The sequence below is a fragment of the Lentimicrobiaceae bacterium genome, from assembly GCA_023227965.1.
Taxonomy (GTDB): Bacteria; Bacteroidota; Bacteroidia; order Bacteroidales; family JALOCA01; genus JALOCA01.
The window spans coordinates 90,467-109,613 of sequence record JALOCA010000002.1; the positions used below are offsets into that span (position 1 = coordinate 90,467).

At 39.7% G+C, this 19,147-nt stretch carries 13 protein-coding genes; 11 read left to right on the top strand and 2 right to left on the bottom strand.

The features are described 5' to 3' along the window. The first annotated feature begins 156 nt into the window (after positions 1-156). The 3 genes from M0R21_01255 to M0R21_01265 all read left to right on the top strand — a co-directional run bounded on the left by M0R21_01255 (position 157) and on the right by M0R21_01265 (position 3,314). Positions 157-1,341: a M20 family metallopeptidase gene (locus tag M0R21_01255; protein ID MCK9616444.1), complete on the top strand. Its 1,185-nt coding sequence runs from the start codon at positions 157-159 to the stop codon at positions 1,339-1,341. Positions 1,342-1,686: 345 nt separating this feature from the next. Beyond that, complete coding sequence (locus M0R21_01260; protein MCK9616445.1) at positions 1,687-2,715, top strand: NAD-dependent epimerase/dehydratase family protein; 1,029 nt, start codon at positions 1,687-1,689, stop codon at positions 2,713-2,715. Beyond that, positions 2,694-3,314, top strand: a complete 621-nt coding sequence (locus tag M0R21_01265; protein ID MCK9616446.1) for an HAD family phosphatase — start codon at positions 2,694-2,696, stop codon at positions 3,312-3,314. Before M0R21_01260 ends, M0R21_01265 begins: the two co-directional genes overlap by 22 nt. Here the strand turns inward: M0R21_01265 and M0R21_01270 are convergent, their stop codons facing one another. Beyond that, on the bottom strand, positions 3,315-4,661 hold the full coding sequence (locus M0R21_01270; protein ID MCK9616447.1) for a sigma-54 dependent transcriptional regulator: 1,347 nt from the start codon (positions 4,659-4,661) through the stop codon (positions 3,315-3,317). A gap of 271 nt (positions 4,662-4,932) precedes the next feature. Between M0R21_01270 and rsmA the strand changes: the two genes are divergently transcribed. The 3 genes from rsmA (at position 4,933) to M0R21_01285 (ending at position 9,139) form a co-directional block, all read left to right on the top strand. After that, on the top strand, positions 4,933-5,706 hold the full coding sequence (rsmA, locus tag M0R21_01275) for a 16S rRNA (adenine(1518)-N(6)/adenine(1519)-N(6))-dimethyltransferase RsmA (GenBank protein ID MCK9616448.1): 774 nt from the start codon (positions 4,933-4,935) through the stop codon (positions 5,704-5,706). Between the two features lie 89 nt (positions 5,707-5,795). Then, positions 5,796-6,689, top strand: a complete 894-nt coding sequence (locus M0R21_01280; protein ID MCK9616449.1) for a YitT family protein — start codon at positions 5,796-5,798, stop codon at positions 6,687-6,689. A gap of 83 nt (positions 6,690-6,772) precedes the next feature. Continuing rightward, on the top strand, positions 6,773-9,139 hold the full coding sequence (locus tag M0R21_01285; protein MCK9616450.1) for a TonB-dependent receptor: 2,367 nt from the start codon (positions 6,773-6,775) through the stop codon (positions 9,137-9,139). A 73-nt stretch (positions 9,140-9,212) separates the two neighbouring features. Here the strand turns inward: M0R21_01285 and cysS are convergent, their stop codons facing one another. After that, positions 9,213-10,679 carry a cysteine--tRNA ligase gene (gene cysS, locus M0R21_01290; GenBank protein ID MCK9616451.1) on the bottom strand — a complete coding sequence of 489 codons (1,467 nt, stop codon included), beginning with the start codon at positions 10,677-10,679 and terminating at the stop codon, positions 9,213-9,215. A gap of 117 nt (positions 10,680-10,796) precedes the next feature. On the opposite strand from cysS, the gene M0R21_01295 reads away from it, so the two are divergent. The 5 genes from M0R21_01295 to M0R21_01315 are packed head-to-tail and all read left to right on the top strand — an operon-like array spanning position 10,797 to position 19,119. Continuing rightward, positions 10,797-12,077 (top strand): DUF2062 domain-containing protein, encoded by a 1,281-nt coding sequence (locus tag M0R21_01295; GenBank protein MCK9616452.1) that lies wholly within the window; start codon positions 10,797-10,799, stop codon positions 12,075-12,077. Position 12,078: 1 nt separating this feature from the next. Continuing rightward, positions 12,079-15,930, top strand: a complete 3,852-nt coding sequence (locus M0R21_01300) for a 1-acyl-sn-glycerol-3-phosphate acyltransferase (protein ID MCK9616453.1) — start codon at positions 12,079-12,081, stop codon at positions 15,928-15,930. Beyond that, the gene (locus tag M0R21_01305; protein ID MCK9616454.1) at positions 15,930-16,988 is read left to right on the top strand and encodes an FAD-dependent oxidoreductase; all 1,059 of its coding nucleotides are present in this window, start codon (positions 15,930-15,932) and stop codon (positions 16,986-16,988) included. Before M0R21_01300 ends, M0R21_01305 begins: the two co-directional genes overlap by 1 nt. Beyond that, a complete protein-coding gene (locus M0R21_01310; protein MCK9616455.1) occupies positions 16,946-17,428 on the top strand; it encodes a hypothetical protein in 483 nt (160 codons plus the stop codon). The genes M0R21_01305 and M0R21_01310 overlap by 43 nt, the downstream gene beginning before the upstream one ends. Further along, on the top strand, positions 17,425-19,119 hold the full coding sequence (locus tag M0R21_01315) for a C45 family peptidase (GenBank protein ID MCK9616456.1): 1,695 nt from the start codon (positions 17,425-17,427) through the stop codon (positions 19,117-19,119). Before M0R21_01310 ends, M0R21_01315 begins: the two co-directional genes overlap by 4 nt. Positions 19,120-19,147 lie beyond the last annotated feature (28 nt).

Below are 19,147 nucleotides of genomic sequence, written 5' to 3' on the forward strand. Positions count from 1 at the left end.
CAAAATATTAACAGAAAAGCACAGAACTAATCATAGGAAAGCATTGTTACATCCAACGGATAATTTCCGGGGTTTCAATTTTACCTGCAACTTCATATTTACCTGCTTTCGGTCATTTTAAATAAAATCCGTTTACCTTTGCATAAAAATACCCGTATGCAATCTGACAAAATTAGGCAACTTTCACGGGAGCACCTTTCAGAAATTACTGTCATCCGGCGGCATCTGCATGCCCATCCCGAACTGTCGGGCAAAGAATATGAAACTTCGGAAGTTATTGCCACCCAACTTACCCGCATGAGAATTCCTTTTCGCAAAAACATAGCCGGAACTGGTTTGCTTGGAGTTATTGAAGGGAAAAACCCCGGAAAAACCGTTGCCTTGCGTGCCGATATGGATGCACTTCCCATAACTGAAAAAAACGAAGTTACTTATGCTTCATGTAACGAAGGAGTTATGCATGCTTGCGGACACGATGCTCACATGGCTTCTTTGCTCGGAGCTGCCATGATTTTGCAACAACTCAGAGACAGTTTCGATGGGAAAATCCTTCTTATTTTTCAGCCTTCCGAAGAAAAATACCCCGGTGGAGCCATTCAGATGCTTCAGGAAGGAATTTTTGAAAATGAAAAACCCGATTCAATAATCGCTCAGCATGTTCTTCCTACTCTCGAAACGGGTTTTGTTGGAATGAAAGCAGGAAAATATATGGCGTCAACCGACGAAATTTATATCACGGTTATCGGTAAGGGTGGACATGCTGCAACCCCCGAACTACTTGTTGACCCGGTGCTCATTTCAGCACATATCCTTGTAGCTTTGCAAAGTATCGTTAGCCGGAACGCCCCACCCCACATCCCTACGGTACTTTCTTTTGGAAAAATAGTGGCAAACGGACGCACAAACGTCATCCCCGACAAGGCGGAAATGGAGGGCACTTTACGTACTTTCAATGAAGAATGGAGGAAAAAGGCACATAAAAATATTACCCGTATTGCCACCTCTATTGCCGAAAGCATGGGTGGCGAAGCAGAAGTTTTTGTTGACAAAGGCTATCCTTTCCTTGTAAATGACGAAAGGCTAACCCAACGCGCCATGAAATATGCTGCACAATATTTAGGTAAAGAAAAAGTTAAAGAATTAGACATCCGGATGACCGCAGAGGATTTTGCCTATTTTTCGCAGCAAGCACCTTCACTGATGTATCGCCTCGGAATTGCCAATGCCAGTAAAGAAATAACATCAAATCTGCATACCAACACTTTCGATATTGACGAATCGAGCCTCGAAACCGGAATGGGGTTGCTCGCTTGGTTCGCCATTTGTGAACTTGCTGTGTAAATAAGCAACACCTAAATTCAAGATTGTCCATAGAGAATTCATTATTGATCTCCTGATAGAGAGAATTCACAGAAATAAAAAATCCTTTCTACGGATATTAAAACCCTGACGGATTTTAGATATGCCTTCCGGCATTTTTGGCAAACAGTTAAGCAAACCAGACGATTATGCCCGCACTTTTGCCCCTCTAACCTTTAAGCAGAAAAAATATTAAATAAAAATCAATTGCAAATAGCCCAATAGCTTATTGACTAACTAACACAATCTTTTAACCCCCAAATCCTATTTTCTAATCCTTTAAAATATTTTCTCAATAATCCATTTCAAAAACTGTAGCTTTGCGTTATGATTTTAGTTACCGGAGCCACGGGATTGCTGGGTTCGTACCTGATAAGCGCATTACTGAAGCGTGGAGAAAAAGTACGGGCGCTCAGGCGTAGCAGTACCGATATGCGTATGTTGCAAAAAGTTTTATCATACCAGAGTGAAAACCCTGAAGCATTATTTTCTGCAATTGAATGGTTGGAAGGTGATGTATGTGATGTGTATTCCCTCGAAGAAGCCATGAAGGGAATATCGCAGGTATATCATTGTGCAGGTATAGTATCGTTTGAACCACGTTTCAGGGAAATGATGATGAATACCAACGTAAGAGGAACGGCGAACGTGGTAAATGCCGCATTGCATTGTGGTATCGACAAACTATGCCATGTAAGCTCCGTTGCTGCACTTAGCCGAACTGAGGCAGACGAAGTCATTGACGAAAATTCCACATGGAAACCTTCCGGGCACAATTCTGTTTATGCCGTCAGCAAATACAATGGCGAACGCGAAGTATGGCGGGGAATGGAAGAAGGACTTAATGCTGTAATTGTTAATCCCTCGATAATAATCGGCTATGCGGGAAACAACAGCGGAAGTTCTCAGTTGTTTTCCACTATTGATGCCTGCTCCTGGTTTTACAGCAACGGGGTTAACGGTTTTATTGATGTACGCGATGTGGCAAGCTGTATGATTACATTAACCAACAGCGATATCAGCGGGAAACGTTTTGTGCTTTCGGCTGAAAATCTGAGCTACCGTCAACTGTTTATTTTTATTGCCGCACAACTGGAGAAAAAGCTCCCTTTTATCCGGGCAGGCAATGGTTTGCTCAGCCTTGTATGGAGAATAGAAAAATTACGTTCCTTGTTGTTGCGAAGCCAACCCATGATTACCATGGAAACAGTCAACACTCAAAAAAACAGGTATTTTTATAACAACAATGCAATAAAGCAAGCAACGGGTATTAATTTTATACCAATAGAAGAAAGCATATCCTATTTTTGCAGTAAATATTCAGCCGACAAACCATGGTTTCATTGCAGGGAATAAAAAACATCATTTTCGATTTTGGCGGAGTCATCCTTAATCTTGATTTTAAAGCCGGTGAAACTGCTTTTGCCAGACTTGGGGTAACAGATTTTGCAGAATTGTATTCGCAAATTAACCAGGTGCATATTTTTGATGACCTCGAAAAGGGCATCATCAGTCCAACAGAATTTAACAGGCGGATACATGTGCTAATCAACAAGGATATAAGCGATGAAGACCTTAATATTGCCTGGAATTCCATGCTGGGAGAAATGCCGCCCCAAAGAATCCGGACGCTGTTGCGATTGAAAAATATCTACCGCACATTTTTGCTTAGCAATTCCAATGCTATCCATTATGCCGTATTTGTAAAGGAGTTGCAGGAAAAATACGGCTTTGCTTCTTTCGACGAATTGTTTGAAAGGGTGTACTTTTCGTTTCGTGAAAGGATGAAAAAACCCGATCCGGAAATTTACAATTATGTATTACACACCAGCAACCTGATTCCGGAAGAAACTTTGTTTATAGAGGATACTGAAAAGAATCTGGTGCCTGCACGCCAGTTGGGCATACACACGTACTTGTTGCAGCCTGGTGAAGATATTTCCACATTGTTTTAATCACAATTCGTTATTCTGTATCATACGATAAATGGTGGTTTTACCAATCCCCAACTTACTAGCAACCAATCGTACTTTGTTGTCATATTTTTGTAGAAAGTGATTGATAATTTTTTTGTTATACTCTTCCAGTGTAGTTTCCTGCAAAAGAAAATCGCTCATGGTTGTGGCAGAAGTAAAAGAAATATCATTTTCGTCAATAGTTTCGGTGTTGGTCATTACGGCTGCCAGTTCAACAATTGCTTTCAGTTCGCGGACATTTCCCAGATAGGGATATTTTTTTAACTTTTCAAATGCATTCGAACTTATGGTAAGCTTTGGCATTTTATTTTTTTTGCAAAATTCATCCGCAAAATATTTTGCCAATAGAATCAAATCGTTTCCGCGTTCACGAAGCGGAGGAAGTTCAATGGGCAAACCCAGCAAACGATAATACAGGTCTTCCCTGAAATTACCTTTTCTCACTTCGTCTACCAGGTTTTTGTTAGTAGCTACCACTAATCTTACATCCAAATTAATAGTTAGGTTGCTGCCGATGCGTGTAATTTCTTCTTCCTGAAGGGCTCTCAGGAGTTTCGACTGCATATTGAGGTCCATATCGGCAATTTCATCGAGAAAAAGAGTACCCTTGTTTGCTTCCTCAAATTTACCAATGCGACGGGAAATTGCCCCGGTAAAAGCGCCTTTTTCGTATCCAAACATTTCGCTTTCTATCAATTCTTTGGGGATAGCCGTAACATTTACGGCAATAAAAGGCATTTTACGCCGTGGGGAGTTAAAATGGATGGCTTTGGCAACGAGTTCTTTTCCTGTACCGGTTTCCCCCGAAATAGATACGGTAATATTGGTCTTTACTGCTTTTTCTATAAGAGTAAAAATTTTATGAATTTGCGGACTTTCTCCTTTTATCAGGTTCTGATATTCGTATTTTTTCCCAATTTCCTCCTCCAGTACGGATATTTTCTGACGCAGACGCTGATTTTCACGAATGTTTTTAACAATATTCCACAAACGGTCTTTGGTATCCTGATCTTTGATTACATAATCGTATGCCCCTTTTTTTAATAGTTCTATCGCCGTGGAAATGTCCTGCTGCCCCGAAACAATGATTACCGGTAAATCAGGATTGAATTCCCTGATGCGGTTAAGAGCTTCTAATCCATTCATCCCAGGCATATTATAGTCGAGAGTTACTACCGAAGGATTTTTATATAAGTTGGCTAACAGGCTTTTCCCGTCGCTAAAAACTTCCACTTCATAATCAGGATTAAGAGCAAGGTAATGGGCAAGAATTTTGGCAAAAACAAAGTCATCTTCTACGATAAATATTTTAAAATTACCTTCCATACGCTTAAAAATTTAAACAGGCTAATGTATAAAAATAATTTTAATTATGGGGATTATTCCCGTTATGAAAGAAAAATACAGACAATTCATTAAAAATTTAGTTTAAAAATTGTTGTTTAGAGAAGTATTTTAAGTATGTGGCGATAGATGAAGTTTGGGAAGATGTCTTTGGCGAAATATGTAAAAAATATTTAAAAACGGAATGTTAAATAATAAGTAAAATGATAATGTTGTTTTTTTACTTTTGTACACACTTAATCGAAAAGCATTTATGGTAGACACCTCCAGGTTTGTAAGGGCAAAGAAACATTTGGGACAGCATTTTCTGAAGGATGACAACATTGCCCGAAAGATAGTAGGAAATTTGTCGCCCGGAACAAAAAATGTGCTGGAAATCGGAGCCGGAACTGGCAAACTCACCCAGTATCTGCTACAGCAACCTTTTGAAAATTTCTATATCATAGAAATAGATACAGAATCAGTGGATTATTTGCTGGTACATTATCCAGAATTAGCTCCCTGGATTATTTCAGGCGATTTTTTAAAAGTGGATATTACAAGAATATTGGAAGGAAATTTTTCTTTAATCGGGAACTTCCCATATAATATTTCGAGCCAGATTTTTTTTAAAGTGCTCGAAAACCGTAACCTTGTTACCGAAGTGGTAGGCATGGTGCAGAAAGAAGTTGCTGAGCGCATTGCTGCGCCGCCAGGCAGCAAAACCTACGGGATTTTGAGCGTGTTGCTTCAGGCTTTCTATACTATTGAATATCTGTTTACTGTTAACGAAAATGTGTTTTCTCCACCACCCAGGGTGAAATCTGCTGTTGTCAGGCTCAAACGCAATACTGTGCAGCAACTGGATTGTGATGAAATTTTTTTCTTCAAGGTAGTGAAGACTGCCTTCAATCAAAGACGGAAAACCTTGCGTAATGCCCTGAAAGGAATTGCTACCAAACCTGAAGTACTGCAATCACCCGTTTTTGAACTTCGGGCAGAACAACTTTCTGTGGCGGATTTTGTGAATATTTGCCGGATGCTGTAAAAAAGAGATAAAGGGCAGGGAAATAATATTTTTTTTAATCCAAACCCATTCTTTCTATCTTTGTTTCTCTGAAATAAAAACTATCGGATATGCCTTTTTTACAAAAAGAAAAACTGTTTTCACGCAAATGGTTTAAAGCTTACGGATTAATTGCTTTTGGCGCCCTGTCGGTAGCTGCCGGCTATGTGTTGTTCATTACACCCTACAAAATTGTTCCTGGTGGAGTTTATGGAATATCCATTGTGTTGCATTATATCATAGGTACTCCCGTAGGGCTTGTTGCATTGGCATTTAACATTCCACTTACCATACTTGCCGTAAAAATTTTGGGTCCGCGTTTTGGTCCGAAAACCGTTACGGGCTTTGTGCTGACTTCGGTTTTTGTAGATTCAATTGCATTGTACACCGATAACAAACCTCTGGTAGAAAACGACCCGCTTTTGTCGTGTATTTTCGGGGGATTGCTTATAGGACTGGGAGTAGGTTTTATTTTCAAGGCAAAAGCCACCAGCGGCGGCTCGGATGTTATTTCGATGATATTGAACAAATATACAAAGGTTCCTGTTGGTCAGCTTATAATGATAGTTGATTCCGTTATCGTTCTTCTCAGTTTTGTTGCTTTCGGCGACTGGAAAATTCCCCTGTATTCATGGATTGTAATTTTTATAATTGGGAAAGTTGTGGATGTGGTGTTGCAGGGCTTAAGTTACGACAAGACTGTTTTCATCATCTCTGACAAACATGAAGAAATCAGGAATCGCCTTATCAACGATGTGCATCGCGGAGGAACATACATCTCCGGTTCTGGCATGTACAACGGTGCCGAAAAGAAGATAATTTTTACAGTGGTAAGCCGCAGAGAACTCTCGATGCTCGAAGAATTCATCCACCAGATTGATCCGAATGCATTTCTTACTGTACTTGAAGCCAATGAAATTCTGGGGAAAGGGTTCAAATCTCTTGAGGAAAAATTGGCAGACTAAAGATTTTGTCGTTTTTCACTAAAATGAATTCTTACTTTCAATAGCTTATTTCCCTATTTTTGCAGGCAGGAGAAATTCCAGGAATGAGAAAAACGAAGATATTTGCTTTACTTTTTTTGTTGTTTTTATCTGAATTTCTTTGTGCGCAATCGTTAACCCAAACCATCCGGGGAAGGATAGTGGATAAAATTACCAAGCAACCACTTCCGTTTGCCAACGTGGTTCTTCCGGTTGGTGAAAATTTTATAGGTGTTGCCACAGATATTAATGGTTATTACCGCCTTGAAAAAGTACCTGTCGGCAGGCAGGAAATAAAAGTGTCCTACATCGGTTACAGGTTAATAAACATCCAGGTAACGGTAATTTCTGCCCGCGAACTCATCCTCGATATCGAGCTGGAAGAAGCTATTGTAACTGCCGGTGAAGTTACCATTACCGGAAATTCAAATAAGGAGCGACCTATTAATGAAATATTAAAAGTAAGTTCCCGACTTTTTACCGTAGAAGAAACGCAGAAGTTTGCCGGCACACGCGGCGACCCTGCCCGCATGAGTATGAACTACGCCGGAGTTTCTGGTGCCAACGACCAACGAAACGATATCATCATCCGGGGAAATTCTCCTACAGGCATTCTCTGGCGGATAGACGAAGTGGATGTTCCCAATCCCAACCATTTTGCTGCCTTGGGAGCTACTGGCGGACCGGTAAGTATCCTCAACAACAATATGCTTGCTAATTCCGATTTTATTACCGGAGCCTTTCCGGCAGAGTATGGCAATGCTCTTTCCGGAGTTTTCGACCTTAAAATGCGCTCCGGTAACAACGAGAAACGGGAATATACCGGGCAAACCAGCTTCAATGGGCTGGAACTCGGAACGGAAGGTCCCTTCAGCCGCAAAAACGGAAGCTCGTATATTGCCCATTATCGCTTTTCCTCGCTCCAGCTTGCCGATGAATTGCTTCATGCCAACCTGGGCACTTCCGGCATACCAAAATATCAGGATTTTACCTGTAAACTGAATTTCCCGGGCAAAAAAGGAAATTTATCAGTATTCGGAATCTGGGGACACAGCAGTATTGACATGCATGGAAGTCGTGATGAACATTCAAGCCTTTATTCCATCGCAGGACAGGATTTGTCCAATACTTCCGATATGCTGACAGGTGCTGCTACTTACACTCATACCCTAAATACTTCTTCTTTTTTAAAAATTATTATTTCCGGAAGTCATCAGAAAGGGGCTACGCATACCGACACACTCGATAACAACAATACGCTTCACAAGTATTATAATGAAAAGTTCATAAACAATATATTGAATGTAACCGCTTCTTTTACCAAAAAATTCTCTCCCCGCATTTCATCAAAAACCGGTTTCAGCATCGATTGGATGGCATTCGACCTTTTTTCGGAATATTATCCTGTGAAAGAAAACCGCATTGACAAAGAAAGTGATTTTTCGCAGGGGATAACACTTCTGAAAGCTTATACACAATGGAACCTGAAGATTAACGAACGTTTGTCGCTGACACCCGGCTTGCACTATCTTCGTTTCGGAATAAATAATTCCGAATCTTTAGAACCGCGGGTTTCTCTTTCGTGGGTAGTTTCCGGCGTGCAAACCCTGAATGCAGGTTACGGATTGCATAGCCGTCAATTACCTTTGTATGCCTATTATTATGATACAAAGCTGAGTAACAATGAGGTTATTAAGACCAACAAAAACCTCGATTTTATTCGTACCCATCATTTTATTGTTGGCAGCGACAGGAGCCTCAACGAAAACCTCCGTTTGAAAACAGAGGCTTATTATCAATATCTTTATAATGTTCCTGTAGAAAAACGTAGCTCCTCTTACAGCCTGGAAAACATTGGTGCAGAATGGCAGTTTGATTTACGCGACAGCCTTAAGAATACCGGTACCGGCAAAAATTACGGAATTGAGCTTACATTGGAAAGGTTTTTCAATAGAAGCTATTATTACCTGCTTTCCTTTTCGTTATTCGAATCAAAATATGAAGGCAGCGACGGAGTAGAACACAACACTGCTTACAACGGAAACTATGTTGCCAATGCTTTGCTGGGCGGAGAAATCAAGTTAAAAGAAGCCAAACATTATTCTACATTGTTGCTGGATACCAAAATTACTATAGCCGGCGGGAGACGTTACACCCCCATTGACATAGAAGCTTCCAGACAAAAGAACTCCACGGTTTATCTGGAGCAGGAAGCTTACAGCAGGCAGTTTCCGGTCTTTTTTAAAGCAGATTTCAGGCTGGGCATCCGCTTTGGCGGGAAACGCATTTCGCAGGAAATACAAATTAATATCGAAAACATCACCGATTACAAAAACGGTATCTTCCGTTACTACAACTGCAAAACGGATAAAGTGGAAACCATTCATCAGTATGGCATCTATCCGCTATTATTCAGTAGAATATATTTTTAACTGATTTTTAGCGTCTGAGGATTGCGACACCCAAAATACTTTAGACATTCTAAATTCATGGCACTAAGTATTTTTATTCCAGGTTCCACACAACGCCTTCTTTGGTGTCTTTAATGCTGATTCCGGCTTTTGTCAACTGGTTGCGGATAAGGTCGGAAGTGGCAAAATCCTTGTTGGAACGGGCGTTTTGCCGTATGGAAAGGATCAGTTGCATAAGGTTATCCACCAATTCTGTTTGTTCTCCGGCAGCTTCGGGTTGCAGACCAAGAATTTCTATGGCAAATACTTCAAAAATTTCTTTCAGAAAAGCAATATCTTCAGCCGAAAGCTGGAGTTTTTTATCATAAGCTGAGTTAACAATACGAACGGCTTCAAACAGGTTTGCTATGAGAATAGGACTGTTCAAATCGTCGTTCATTGCTTCGTAGCATTGTTCTTTCAGTTTGCTGATGTCTTCAGTAGAACTTGAAGCCGGAATAATTTTAGGCAACAGGCTGATGGCGGCAAACAAACGTTTCAACCCTTTTTCAGCAGCTTGCAGGGCTTCGTTGGAAAAGTCGAGCTGGCTGCGGTAATGTGCCTGGAGAATAAAGAAACGTATGGTCGCGGCACTGTAAGCCTGCGTAAGTGAAGCATGGTTTCCACTAAAAAATTCCGACAAGGTGATGAAGTTGCCAAGGGATTTGCCCATCTTTTGCCCGTTGATTGTAATCATGTTGTTGTGCATCCAGTAGCGGACAGGTTCCTTGCCGTTGGCAATTACCGATTGTGCAATCTCCGACTCGTGGTGTGGAAACATCAAGTCCATGCCGCCGCCGTGAATGTCGAACTGTTCGCCGAGATATTTGGTTCCCATGGCGGAGCATTCGAGATGCCAGCCCGGAAATCCATCGCTCCAGGGTGAATGCCAACGCATGATATGTTCAGATTGTGCTTTTTTCCAAAGAGCAAAATCAAAAGCATTGTGTTTTTCTTCCTGCCCTTCCAACTCACGGGTATTCGAAATCAAATCTTCCAGCACCCGCCCCGACAATTTGCCGTAATGATATTTCTGATTGTATTTTTCTACATCAAAGTAAACAGAGCCATTAGATTCATAAGCATATCCTGCGTCGAGTATCTTTCGAATAATTTCCATCTGCTCCATGATATGCCCCGAGGCACGAGGTTCTATACTTGGATTTTTCACGTTGAGCAAACGCATGGCATCGTGGTAGCGGTCGGTAAAATATTGTACCACTTCCATTGGTTCCAACTTCTCCAGACGGGCTTTTTTGGCAATTTTATCTTCCCCTTCGTCGGCATCATTTTCAAGATGGCCAACATCAGTAATATTTCTTACATAGCGAACTTTATAACCGAGATGCTGTAAATATCGGAATAAAAGATCGAAGATGATGGCGGGACGTGCATGCCCCAGATGGGGATCGCCGTAAACTGTAGGTCCGCACACATAAATTCCTGCAAAAGGAGGGTTCAATGGTTCGAAAGGCTCTTTTTTCCTTGAGAGTGTATTGTACAGGTATAGCGAATTTTGCATTGCGGAAATTTTCATTGATTGGACGGACAAAGGTATTAATTTTCACGACAGGTAACGTACTGTTAAGGAGTAAGGATAAATTTTGTCAGTGAAATTCAATTTACTTTTGGCAGTTACATGATTATCGCGTATGTTTGGTTGATTAAAAATGATAAAATTTATTCCGGGAATTTGCAGGGTAACCTTTTGAAAATAAAAGACAGAGAGCTGTTCAGGCAGCAATGTTTACAAAAAAACTGTTGTATCGTAATCCCCACCTATAACAATGGCGGCACCCTTGAAAAAGTGGTACGGGAAGTGCTGTTGTTTACTTCAGGAATAATAGTGGTAAACGACGGTTCTACCGATTCTACTTCTGCAATTCTGGAAAAATTCAAAGAAATAGAGGTAATTACCCATGCAAAAAATCTGGGTAAAGGCAGCGCTTTGCGAAGCGGTTTTGCTTATGCCATTAGGTTGGGATACGAACATGCCATAACTATAGATTCCGATGGACAGCATTTTCCGGAAGACCTTCCGGTTTTTCTGGAAAAATTAGATGAAGAGCCAGGGTCGTTGATTGTAGGTTCACGTAACATGCAACAAGAAGGTATTCCGTCGAAAAGTAGTTTTGGGCACAGGTTTTCCAATTTTTGGTTCTGGGTAGAAACAGGCATTCGCTTGCCTGATACCCAATCGGGTTACCGATTGTACCCCTTGCATCTTCTGAAAAATATGCGTTGGTTTACCCGTAAATTTGAATTTGAAATTGAAATTTTAGTCAGGGCGGCATGGAAAGGCATCCCGGTAACCTCAGTACCCGTAAAAGTAATTTATGAACCCAAGGAAACCCGGATATCACATTTTCGTCCTTTCAGGGATTTTACAAGGGTGAGTATCCTTAACACTATCTTAGTTTTCATTTCATTGCTCTGCATTTACCCTTTTCATTTTTTTAAAAGTTTCAATAAGAAAAACATACAGAACTTTTTTCAAAACCAATTATTTAATGCCAACGAACCCAAAAGAGTCAAAGTTTTTTCGGTAATGCTGGGAGTTTTTATGGGCGTGGCTCCGGTGTGGGGATATCAAATGGCATTGGCACTGTTATTGGCTTATCTACTTAAACTGAATAAAGTTATTACATTTATCGCTTCCAATATCAGTATCCCACCTTTTATTCCGGTAATTTTGTGGCTGAGTTATGTTGTGGGAGGATGGATTATGCCCGGAAAAGGAAGTTCGCTGCAGTTTAATGCAGATTTATCGTTTAATATATTGAAAAATAATTTAATACAATATTTAACGGGTAGCATTATTTTAGGAATTGCTTTGGCATTGGTTTTCGGAAGTATCACATATATCTCTATTTTGTTGCATCGTAAGTATAAAGAAGGAAATATGGATAATAATACTTAAAATGGGGAAAATATTTAACATATTATATACTATATTTAGTAAACATCGTTGGATATTTGGTATTTCAGTTGCCCTACTTTTTATTGCAGGGGCATATTTTGCCTTGAGGATACGAGTGGTGGAGGATGTTACACAATTTATCCCCGAGGATAAAAAAATTGAAAAGCTGAATTATGTTTTTCAGCATCTTAAATCTACTGACAAGCTGATAGTTTCGGTGTATGATAATGATAGTGTGCATTCGTCGCCCGAAAAACTGATAGCTTATGCCGATAGCCTAACCACTTTTCTCGAAAAAAATTATTCTGGTTATATACGCGGGATACGTTACAAGGTTTCGGATTCGGAAATGTACTCAATTTATGATCTGTTTTATAGTAACTTTCCTGTATTTCTCGAGGAAAGCGATTACCTACGGTTAGATAGTCTAACAGAAAGCAAACAAATTCGTGAACATTTGCACAAAGACCTTCAAGCCCTGATGATGCCTGGAAGTTTTACCATGAAAAAATTCATTCTTGGCGACCCTGCAGGATTTATGCCACTTGTGCTTAATAAATTAAAGCGGCTAAAGGTTGACGATAACTATATAACTTACAACGGTTGTATTTTTTCGTCCGACATGAAAAACCTCATGCTTTTTATTGTGCCTTTTTATCCGGTAAACGAAACTTCAAACAATGCGAGGCTGCTTAAAGCAATTGACAGGCAAACGAATAAACTTTCGGAAGGTTCTTCAGTCAGGGCAAGATATTTTGGAGCCGTTGCCGTTGCGGTAGGAAATGCCAACCAGCTTAAAAAAGATTCAATACTTACTTTAAGCCTGGCAGGTTTAGTTATAGTTGTGTTTATCAGTATCTTTTTCAGGAAAAGGTTTGCCTGGCTGGTCATATTTTTACCGGTAGTTTTCGGAGGAGTTTTTGCAATGGCAATACTTGGCTTTATCAAGCCTGATCTTTCAGCCCTGGCACTTGCAGCCGGTTCAGTAGTTTTTGGCATAGCCCTGAATTATTCCATGCACATTTACAGCCATTTTCAGCATACCCGCTCGGTACGAACGGTAATAAGCGATCTTTCAACTCCGCTAACTATCGGAAGTTTTACTACTATAGCCGCTTTTTTGTGTCTTCTTTTAACAAAATCGGAAGCATTACGCGATTTTGGAGTGTTTTCAGCACTTACACTTATTGGTACTATCTTGTTCTCACTGATAGTGATGCCCCATCTACTTCCATTGCAAAAAACACATCCCATTCCAAGTAAAACAGCCCGGTGGGTCGAAAAAATTGCCGGATACCAGTTACCAAAGCATAAATTATTTGTATTATTTCTTTTAATTGCTTCGATTGTATTATTAATTTTTTCGCAAAAAACCGGCTTTGAAAGCGATATGGCAAAAATGAACTACATGAGCCATAAACTTTTAGATGCCGAAAAAAAGATTAATGCCATAAACAATTCCACATCGGGCAGCTTATATCTGGTTTCAACTGGTAAAACGTTGAATGAAGCTCTTTTAAATAATGAACTTGTTTACAACGGGTTGAATAATTTAAAACAAAAAGGCGCCATCAGCCGATTTACTCACGTAGGTTCATTTCTTACAGACGATTCGATTCAAAAACAGCGAATCTCGCGCTGGAATGCTTACTGGACTCCCGAAAAAAAGAGAAAATTTACTCAGAACCTGAAAATTTTAGCACATGAAACAGGCTTTTCGTCAACGGCTTTCAGCGAAAGTTTGCAGTTAATAAATAAAACTTACACAGTATTAGGTTCAAACGATATTAACCGGATTAATGGTACTTTACTTAATGAATGGGTAACCAAAACGCCAACAATGAGTATGGTGCTTACACAGGTGGTTGTTAATCCTAACCACAAAAAAGAGGTAAAAGAGGCTTTTATAAACCATGAAGACGTAACTGTACTCGATAAATCCGTTTATTCTAACCTGTTCATCACTCTCATCAGTGACGACTTCAACATGATATTGTGGGTTTCATCTCTTCTCGTTTTTGCGACCCTACTTTTTTCATACGGTAGAATCGAACTGGCTTTTATTACATTTATTCCCATGCTGTTGAGTTGGGTTTGGATAACCGGGTTTATGGGAATATTTGGCTTGGGTTTCAATATAATAAATATTATTATCTGCACATTTATTTTTGGTTTGGGCGACGATTACAGTATTTTTGTGATGGATGGACTTCAACAGGAATACAAATACGGAAAAAAACTTCTTTCGTCGTATAAAACTGCCATTTTTTTGTCAGCGTTCACCACCATCACCGGAGTAGGTGTGCTGATTTTTGCAAAACATCCGGCTTTACAATCAATTGCCCTTGTTTCTATCATCGGAATGATTTCGGTAGTTTTTATTTCATACACTATTGAACCCTTGATGTTCAAATTTTTAGTTAATGCAGGTAAGCATCGCAGAAGTGAGCCTTCGGCATGGTTCCTTATTTTTTATGCACCCATTTTTTATGGATTTTATGTAGCAAGTTGTTTTGCCACCATTATTTTTTGGTTTCTTATTCTGCAATGGCTTCCTATTGGAGAAAAAAGGAAGAAACATATATTCCATTTCATGATGATGTACCTTTCGAGGGCTACAATTTTTGTGATGTTCCTTGTTCGCAAAAGGATCATTAATTTCGACAAAGAAATTTTTGCCAAACCCTCGGTAATAATTTTTAATCATCAAAGTATCATTGACATACCGCTTACAATGATGTTTTCGCCCAAGGTAATAATTCTTACTACCGACTGGGTGTGGAAACATCCGCTGGTTGGAAAAATTGCAAGAGCAGCCGATTTTTATCCTGTTTCGCAGGGAATTGATAACCTGATAGACCATTTGCGCAAAAAAGTACACGAAGGATATTCTTTACTCATGTTTCCAGAAGGGCATCGTTCCCCCGATTTACATATCAAGCGTTTTCATAAAGGGGCTTTCTATATTGCCGAGCAACTTGGTTTGGATATTGTACCTGCAGTTATGCATGGTACCGGTGAGTATGTTTCAAAAGGAGAATTTTTGGGGAAAGTCAGTACCATAACTGTTAAATTTCTGGATAGAATTACCCCTGACGACCCGCACTTCGGAACTTCACTTGCCGAAAAAGCCAAAAATATAGGATTGTATTTCAAAGATGAACACGAAAAGCTACTCGATACGTTTTACAGGCTGCCTGTTTATCAGAAGAAAAGAGTCATAAAAAACTACATTTACAAAGGTCCTGTTCTTGAGTGGTATGTTCGTGTAAAACTAAAACTCGAAAACAATTATAGTTTGTACCATCAGTTGCTGCCCCGCGAAGGAGTTATAATTGATGCCGGCTGTGGATATGGATATATTTCCATTATGCTTGCTTTACTTTCGCCTAAGAGAACAATAACGGGGGTAGATTTTGATGAAGAAAAAATTGAGGTTGCACGGCATTGCCTTACCGGGAAAAACAAAGTAACTTTTAAATGTGCCGATGTTTCAGATTATTCTTTTCCGAGAGCCAATGGAATAATACTTAGTGATGTGGTACATTATCTTAACGAAGGTGAACAGGAAAAACTATTTAATAATTGCATAGCCAGCCTTCAGCCCGGAGGGGTGCTTTTGATTCGCGAAGCAGACAGTAAAATGCAGAAACACCATAAGGTTACCCTTTTTACTGAATTTTTTTCCAATCTTTCGGGATTTAACCATAGTAAACATCACCAGTTGTATTTTACTTCGGCTGCAAAAATTCAGCAATTGGCGAAAAAAAATGCAATGGATTTTAAAATATATGAAAAATCAAAATTTACATCTAACTTATTAATTGTACTTACAAAACCAGAAAATAGCTAATGCAAAGATACGACGTAGTGATAGTAGGCAGCGGGCTTGGAGGCTTACTTTGCGCATATATCCTTGGTAAAGAAGGAATGAATGTTTGTGTTTTAGAAAAAAATAAACAATTTGGAGGCTGCTTGCAAACATTTACCCGAGACGGTTGTGTGTTCGATACTGGTGTACATTATATCGGAAGTCTCGAACCAGGGCAAATACTTCACCGGTATTTTTCATACTTCGGATTGATGGATAAACTCAATATCAGAAAACTTGATGAAGATGGTTTCGACCATGTGTGTTTTGGCAACGATGGTAGCGAATATCCTTTAGCCATGGGCTATCATCATTTTATTGAAACCCTCCACCGGTATTTCCCTGACGAAAAGAAAGCATTAAGAACTTATGTAAGCAGACTAAAACATCTTGCCCGTTCATTTCCCCTGAATAACCTGAGAGAAGGGAAAAGCCTACTTTCGGAAGCTGATTTTTTTAAAGATAACACTCGTAATTTTTTACAATCTATTACACAAAATACCCGATTGCAGAATATTCTTGCTGGCACGGGCTTCCTTTACGGTGGTGTAGGCGAAAAATCACCATTGTATGTGCATGCACTGATAAACAATTCTTTTATCGAAAGTTCGTGGAGAACCGTGGATGGAAGTTCGCAAATGGCGCGACTGCTTATCGGAGGAATTACCAGCATGGGAGGAACCGTGCGAAATTCTGCCGAAGTAGTAAAATTAGTTAGCAATAACGAAGGCATAACCCAAGCAGTATTATCAGATGGAGAACAAATAGCCGCTTCGAATTTTATCTCGAACATTCATCCTTCGGTAACCCTTAAAATGCTGAATACTAAATTTATCAGGAAGGCATATAGTGAACGCATTGATTCACTCGAAAATACTGCTTCGGCTTTTATTATTTATGTCTGCCTAAAAAAGGACACGTTCCCCAAACTTGGTTACAACGTATATTATTACAACCACGAAAACGTGTGGGATGCCGTTGCCTACAACCCCACGTTATGGCCCGAAAGTTATGTACTGCTACTCCCGAAAATTCAATAGACGATAAATATGCATCTTCAGCCATAATAATGTCTTATATGCAATATTCTGAAGTAAAACAATGGGAAAGCACCACGGTAGGCAACAGGGGCGAAAGTTACCTTGAGTTCAAAAAAAATAAAGCAGAATTACTGCTCGACCTTGTTGAAAAAAAATTTCCTGGTTTCAAAAGATGCATCAGCAGTTATACAACATCTTCACCTCTGACTATCCGCGATTACACCGGTTCGAAGGAAGGCTCTATGTTTGGAATTTTACGAAACTGCAACGACCCATTTCGAAACATGATATTTGCCAAAACAAAAGTTCCTAACCTATATTTCACTGGGCAGAATATTGTTTTGCACGGTATTCTGGGGGTTACAATAGGTGCTGTAGCTACCTGTGGCGAAATGGTAGGGATTAACCATCTGATAAGCAAAATAAATAATGAGGGATGATGAAACGCAAATTGAAAAAAATATTTTTCTATACACTGATAGTTTTTACTTCAATGATATTAATAATTTTTATTTGTGAAAAATGGGTTTGGCGGCTCTCTCCTCCCGAAGTGAAGGATTTTTCTGCCCTGCAAAGGGAAAGAACAACTGTTTCCCCTGATTTTTATGTACTTGGAAATAGTTGGCTCAGAAAGAATTCCGTAGGATTATGGGAAATGTATGTCGAAGGCGATCCCTTTACTATGGGTGTAATAAACGGGAAACTAACGAAGGAACTTATCAATTATCAGGAAAATGTTTTTGTTAACCAGATACAAACTCTTATTCCTTCAAAATTTTATCAGAAATTTCTCAATGTATTTGTCAGTTTTTTTAACCGTAAACTCGATTCCCATATCCCCAAAGAATATCTGACTGAAATTTACGGGATTTCCTTCTCGGCTTCACATGCGTACGACCGTTATGGAAGTCCCTACCATCGCATATTAAATTACCATGCCGCACACGACATGGGACATGCCCTGCAGAATCTACACATGGTTGGCTGCACTTCCTTTTCGGTATGGAACGATAAATCGGAAAACGGCAACCTGTTAATTGGAAGAAATTTCGATTTCTACTTCGGCGACGATTTTTCCAAAAATAAAATCATAGGTTTCTACAACCCTTCAAAGGGTTACAAATTTATGACGGTAGCATGGGGCGGTATGGCAGGAGCCGTATCAGGAATGAACGATCAGGGACTTACCGTTACCATGAATGCTGCCAATTCGGATGTCCCCTTAGGAGCAAAAACGCCTATAACATTGGTTACCCGTGAAATATTACAATATGCTGCCAATATCGAACAAGCTTATGCCATCGCCTGTAAACGGGAAACCTTTGTTTCGGAATCGTTGATGATAGGCTCGGCTGCCGATAACAAAACGGTCATTATTGAGAAAGATCCGAAGCAAACAGGTTTGTTCGAAACAAACACCAATTATATTGTTTGCACTAACCATTTCCAGGACAAAATTACCGGTAGCAGTCCAAAAAATCGCAAATTTATGCGGCAAAGTTCTACAGTATACCGTTACAGACGTGTGGAAGAACTATTGCAACGAAAAAGCCGCCTTTCTGTTACCGATTTTGCAACCCTGCTTCGTAACAGGAACGGCATGCACGACAAACCAATAGGAATGGGAAACGAAAAAGCAATTAATCAACTGATTGCTCACCATTCAATCATTTTTGAACCGGCAAAACTTAGGGTTTGGGTTTCCTCCAATCCCTGGCAGTTAGGAAAATACATCTGCTACGACCTGAGTAAAATTTTCACTGAACGCAGGGGAATGAAACAAAACAGGGAAGTTTGTGAAAAATCTTTTAATATCCCTGAAGACCCATTTTTGCAATCGGAAGACTATAAAAATTTTGTATTTTACAAGAAAACATTGACTGATATTACAAATTATATATATTTTGGTACCGGAAAAGAGCCGATAACTTTGGACTTGCAAAAGTTTGAAAAATCGAATCCGTACTATTTTCAAACGTATGCAACCCTTGCCGATTATTATTTCAAAAAGAAGATGTATACCTCTGCCTACAGGTACTGTACCCTTGCATTGGTTTGTGAAATTCCTGCCATTAGCGAACGAACGAAAATCAAAAATACTGCCCTTGCTTGTTTAAAGAAATTCAGGTAATACGCATCAGAAAACCGGAAAAGAAAAT

What these genes read in the sequence shown, in the direction of transcription:
- M0R21_01295 (MCK9616452.1), top strand. Translation starts at nt 10,797, where the DNA reads ATGATTATCGCGTATGTTTGGTTGATTAAAAATGATAAAATTTATTCC.
- M0R21_01260 (MCK9616445.1), top strand. Translation starts at nt 1,687, where the DNA reads ATGATTTTAGTTACCGGAGCCACGGGATTGCTGGGTTCGTACCTGATA.
- M0R21_01300 (MCK9616453.1), top strand. Translation starts at nt 12,079, where the DNA reads ATGGGGAAAATATTTAACATATTATATACTATATTTAGTAAACATCGT.
- M0R21_01270 (MCK9616447.1), bottom strand. Translation starts at nt 4,661, where the DNA reads ATGGAAGGTAATTTTAAAATATTTATCGTAGAAGATGACTTTGTTTTT.
- M0R21_01265 (MCK9616446.1), top strand. Translation starts at nt 2,694, where the DNA reads ATGGTTTCATTGCAGGGAATAAAAAACATCATTTTCGATTTTGGCGGA.
- M0R21_01310 (MCK9616455.1), top strand. Translation starts at nt 16,946, where the DNA reads ATGGCCCGAAAGTTATGTACTGCTACTCCCGAAAATTCAATAGACGAT.
- cysS (MCK9616451.1), bottom strand. Translation starts at nt 10,679, where the DNA reads ATGCAAAATTCGCTATACCTGTACAATACACTCTCAAGGAAAAAAGAG.
- rsmA (MCK9616448.1), top strand. Translation starts at nt 4,933, where the DNA reads ATGGTAGACACCTCCAGGTTTGTAAGGGCAAAGAAACATTTGGGACAG.
- M0R21_01285 (MCK9616450.1), top strand. Translation starts at nt 6,773, where the DNA reads ATGAGAAAAACGAAGATATTTGCTTTACTTTTTTTGTTGTTTTTATCT.
- M0R21_01315 (MCK9616456.1), top strand. Translation starts at nt 17,425, where the DNA reads ATGATGAAACGCAAATTGAAAAAAATATTTTTCTATACACTGATAGTT.
- M0R21_01255 (MCK9616444.1), top strand. Translation starts at nt 157, where the DNA reads ATGCAATCTGACAAAATTAGGCAACTTTCACGGGAGCACCTTTCAGAA.
- M0R21_01280 (MCK9616449.1), top strand. Translation starts at nt 5,796, where the DNA reads ATGCCTTTTTTACAAAAAGAAAAACTGTTTTCACGCAAATGGTTTAAA.
- M0R21_01305 (MCK9616454.1), top strand. Translation starts at nt 15,930, where the DNA reads ATGCAAAGATACGACGTAGTGATAGTAGGCAGCGGGCTTGGAGGCTTA.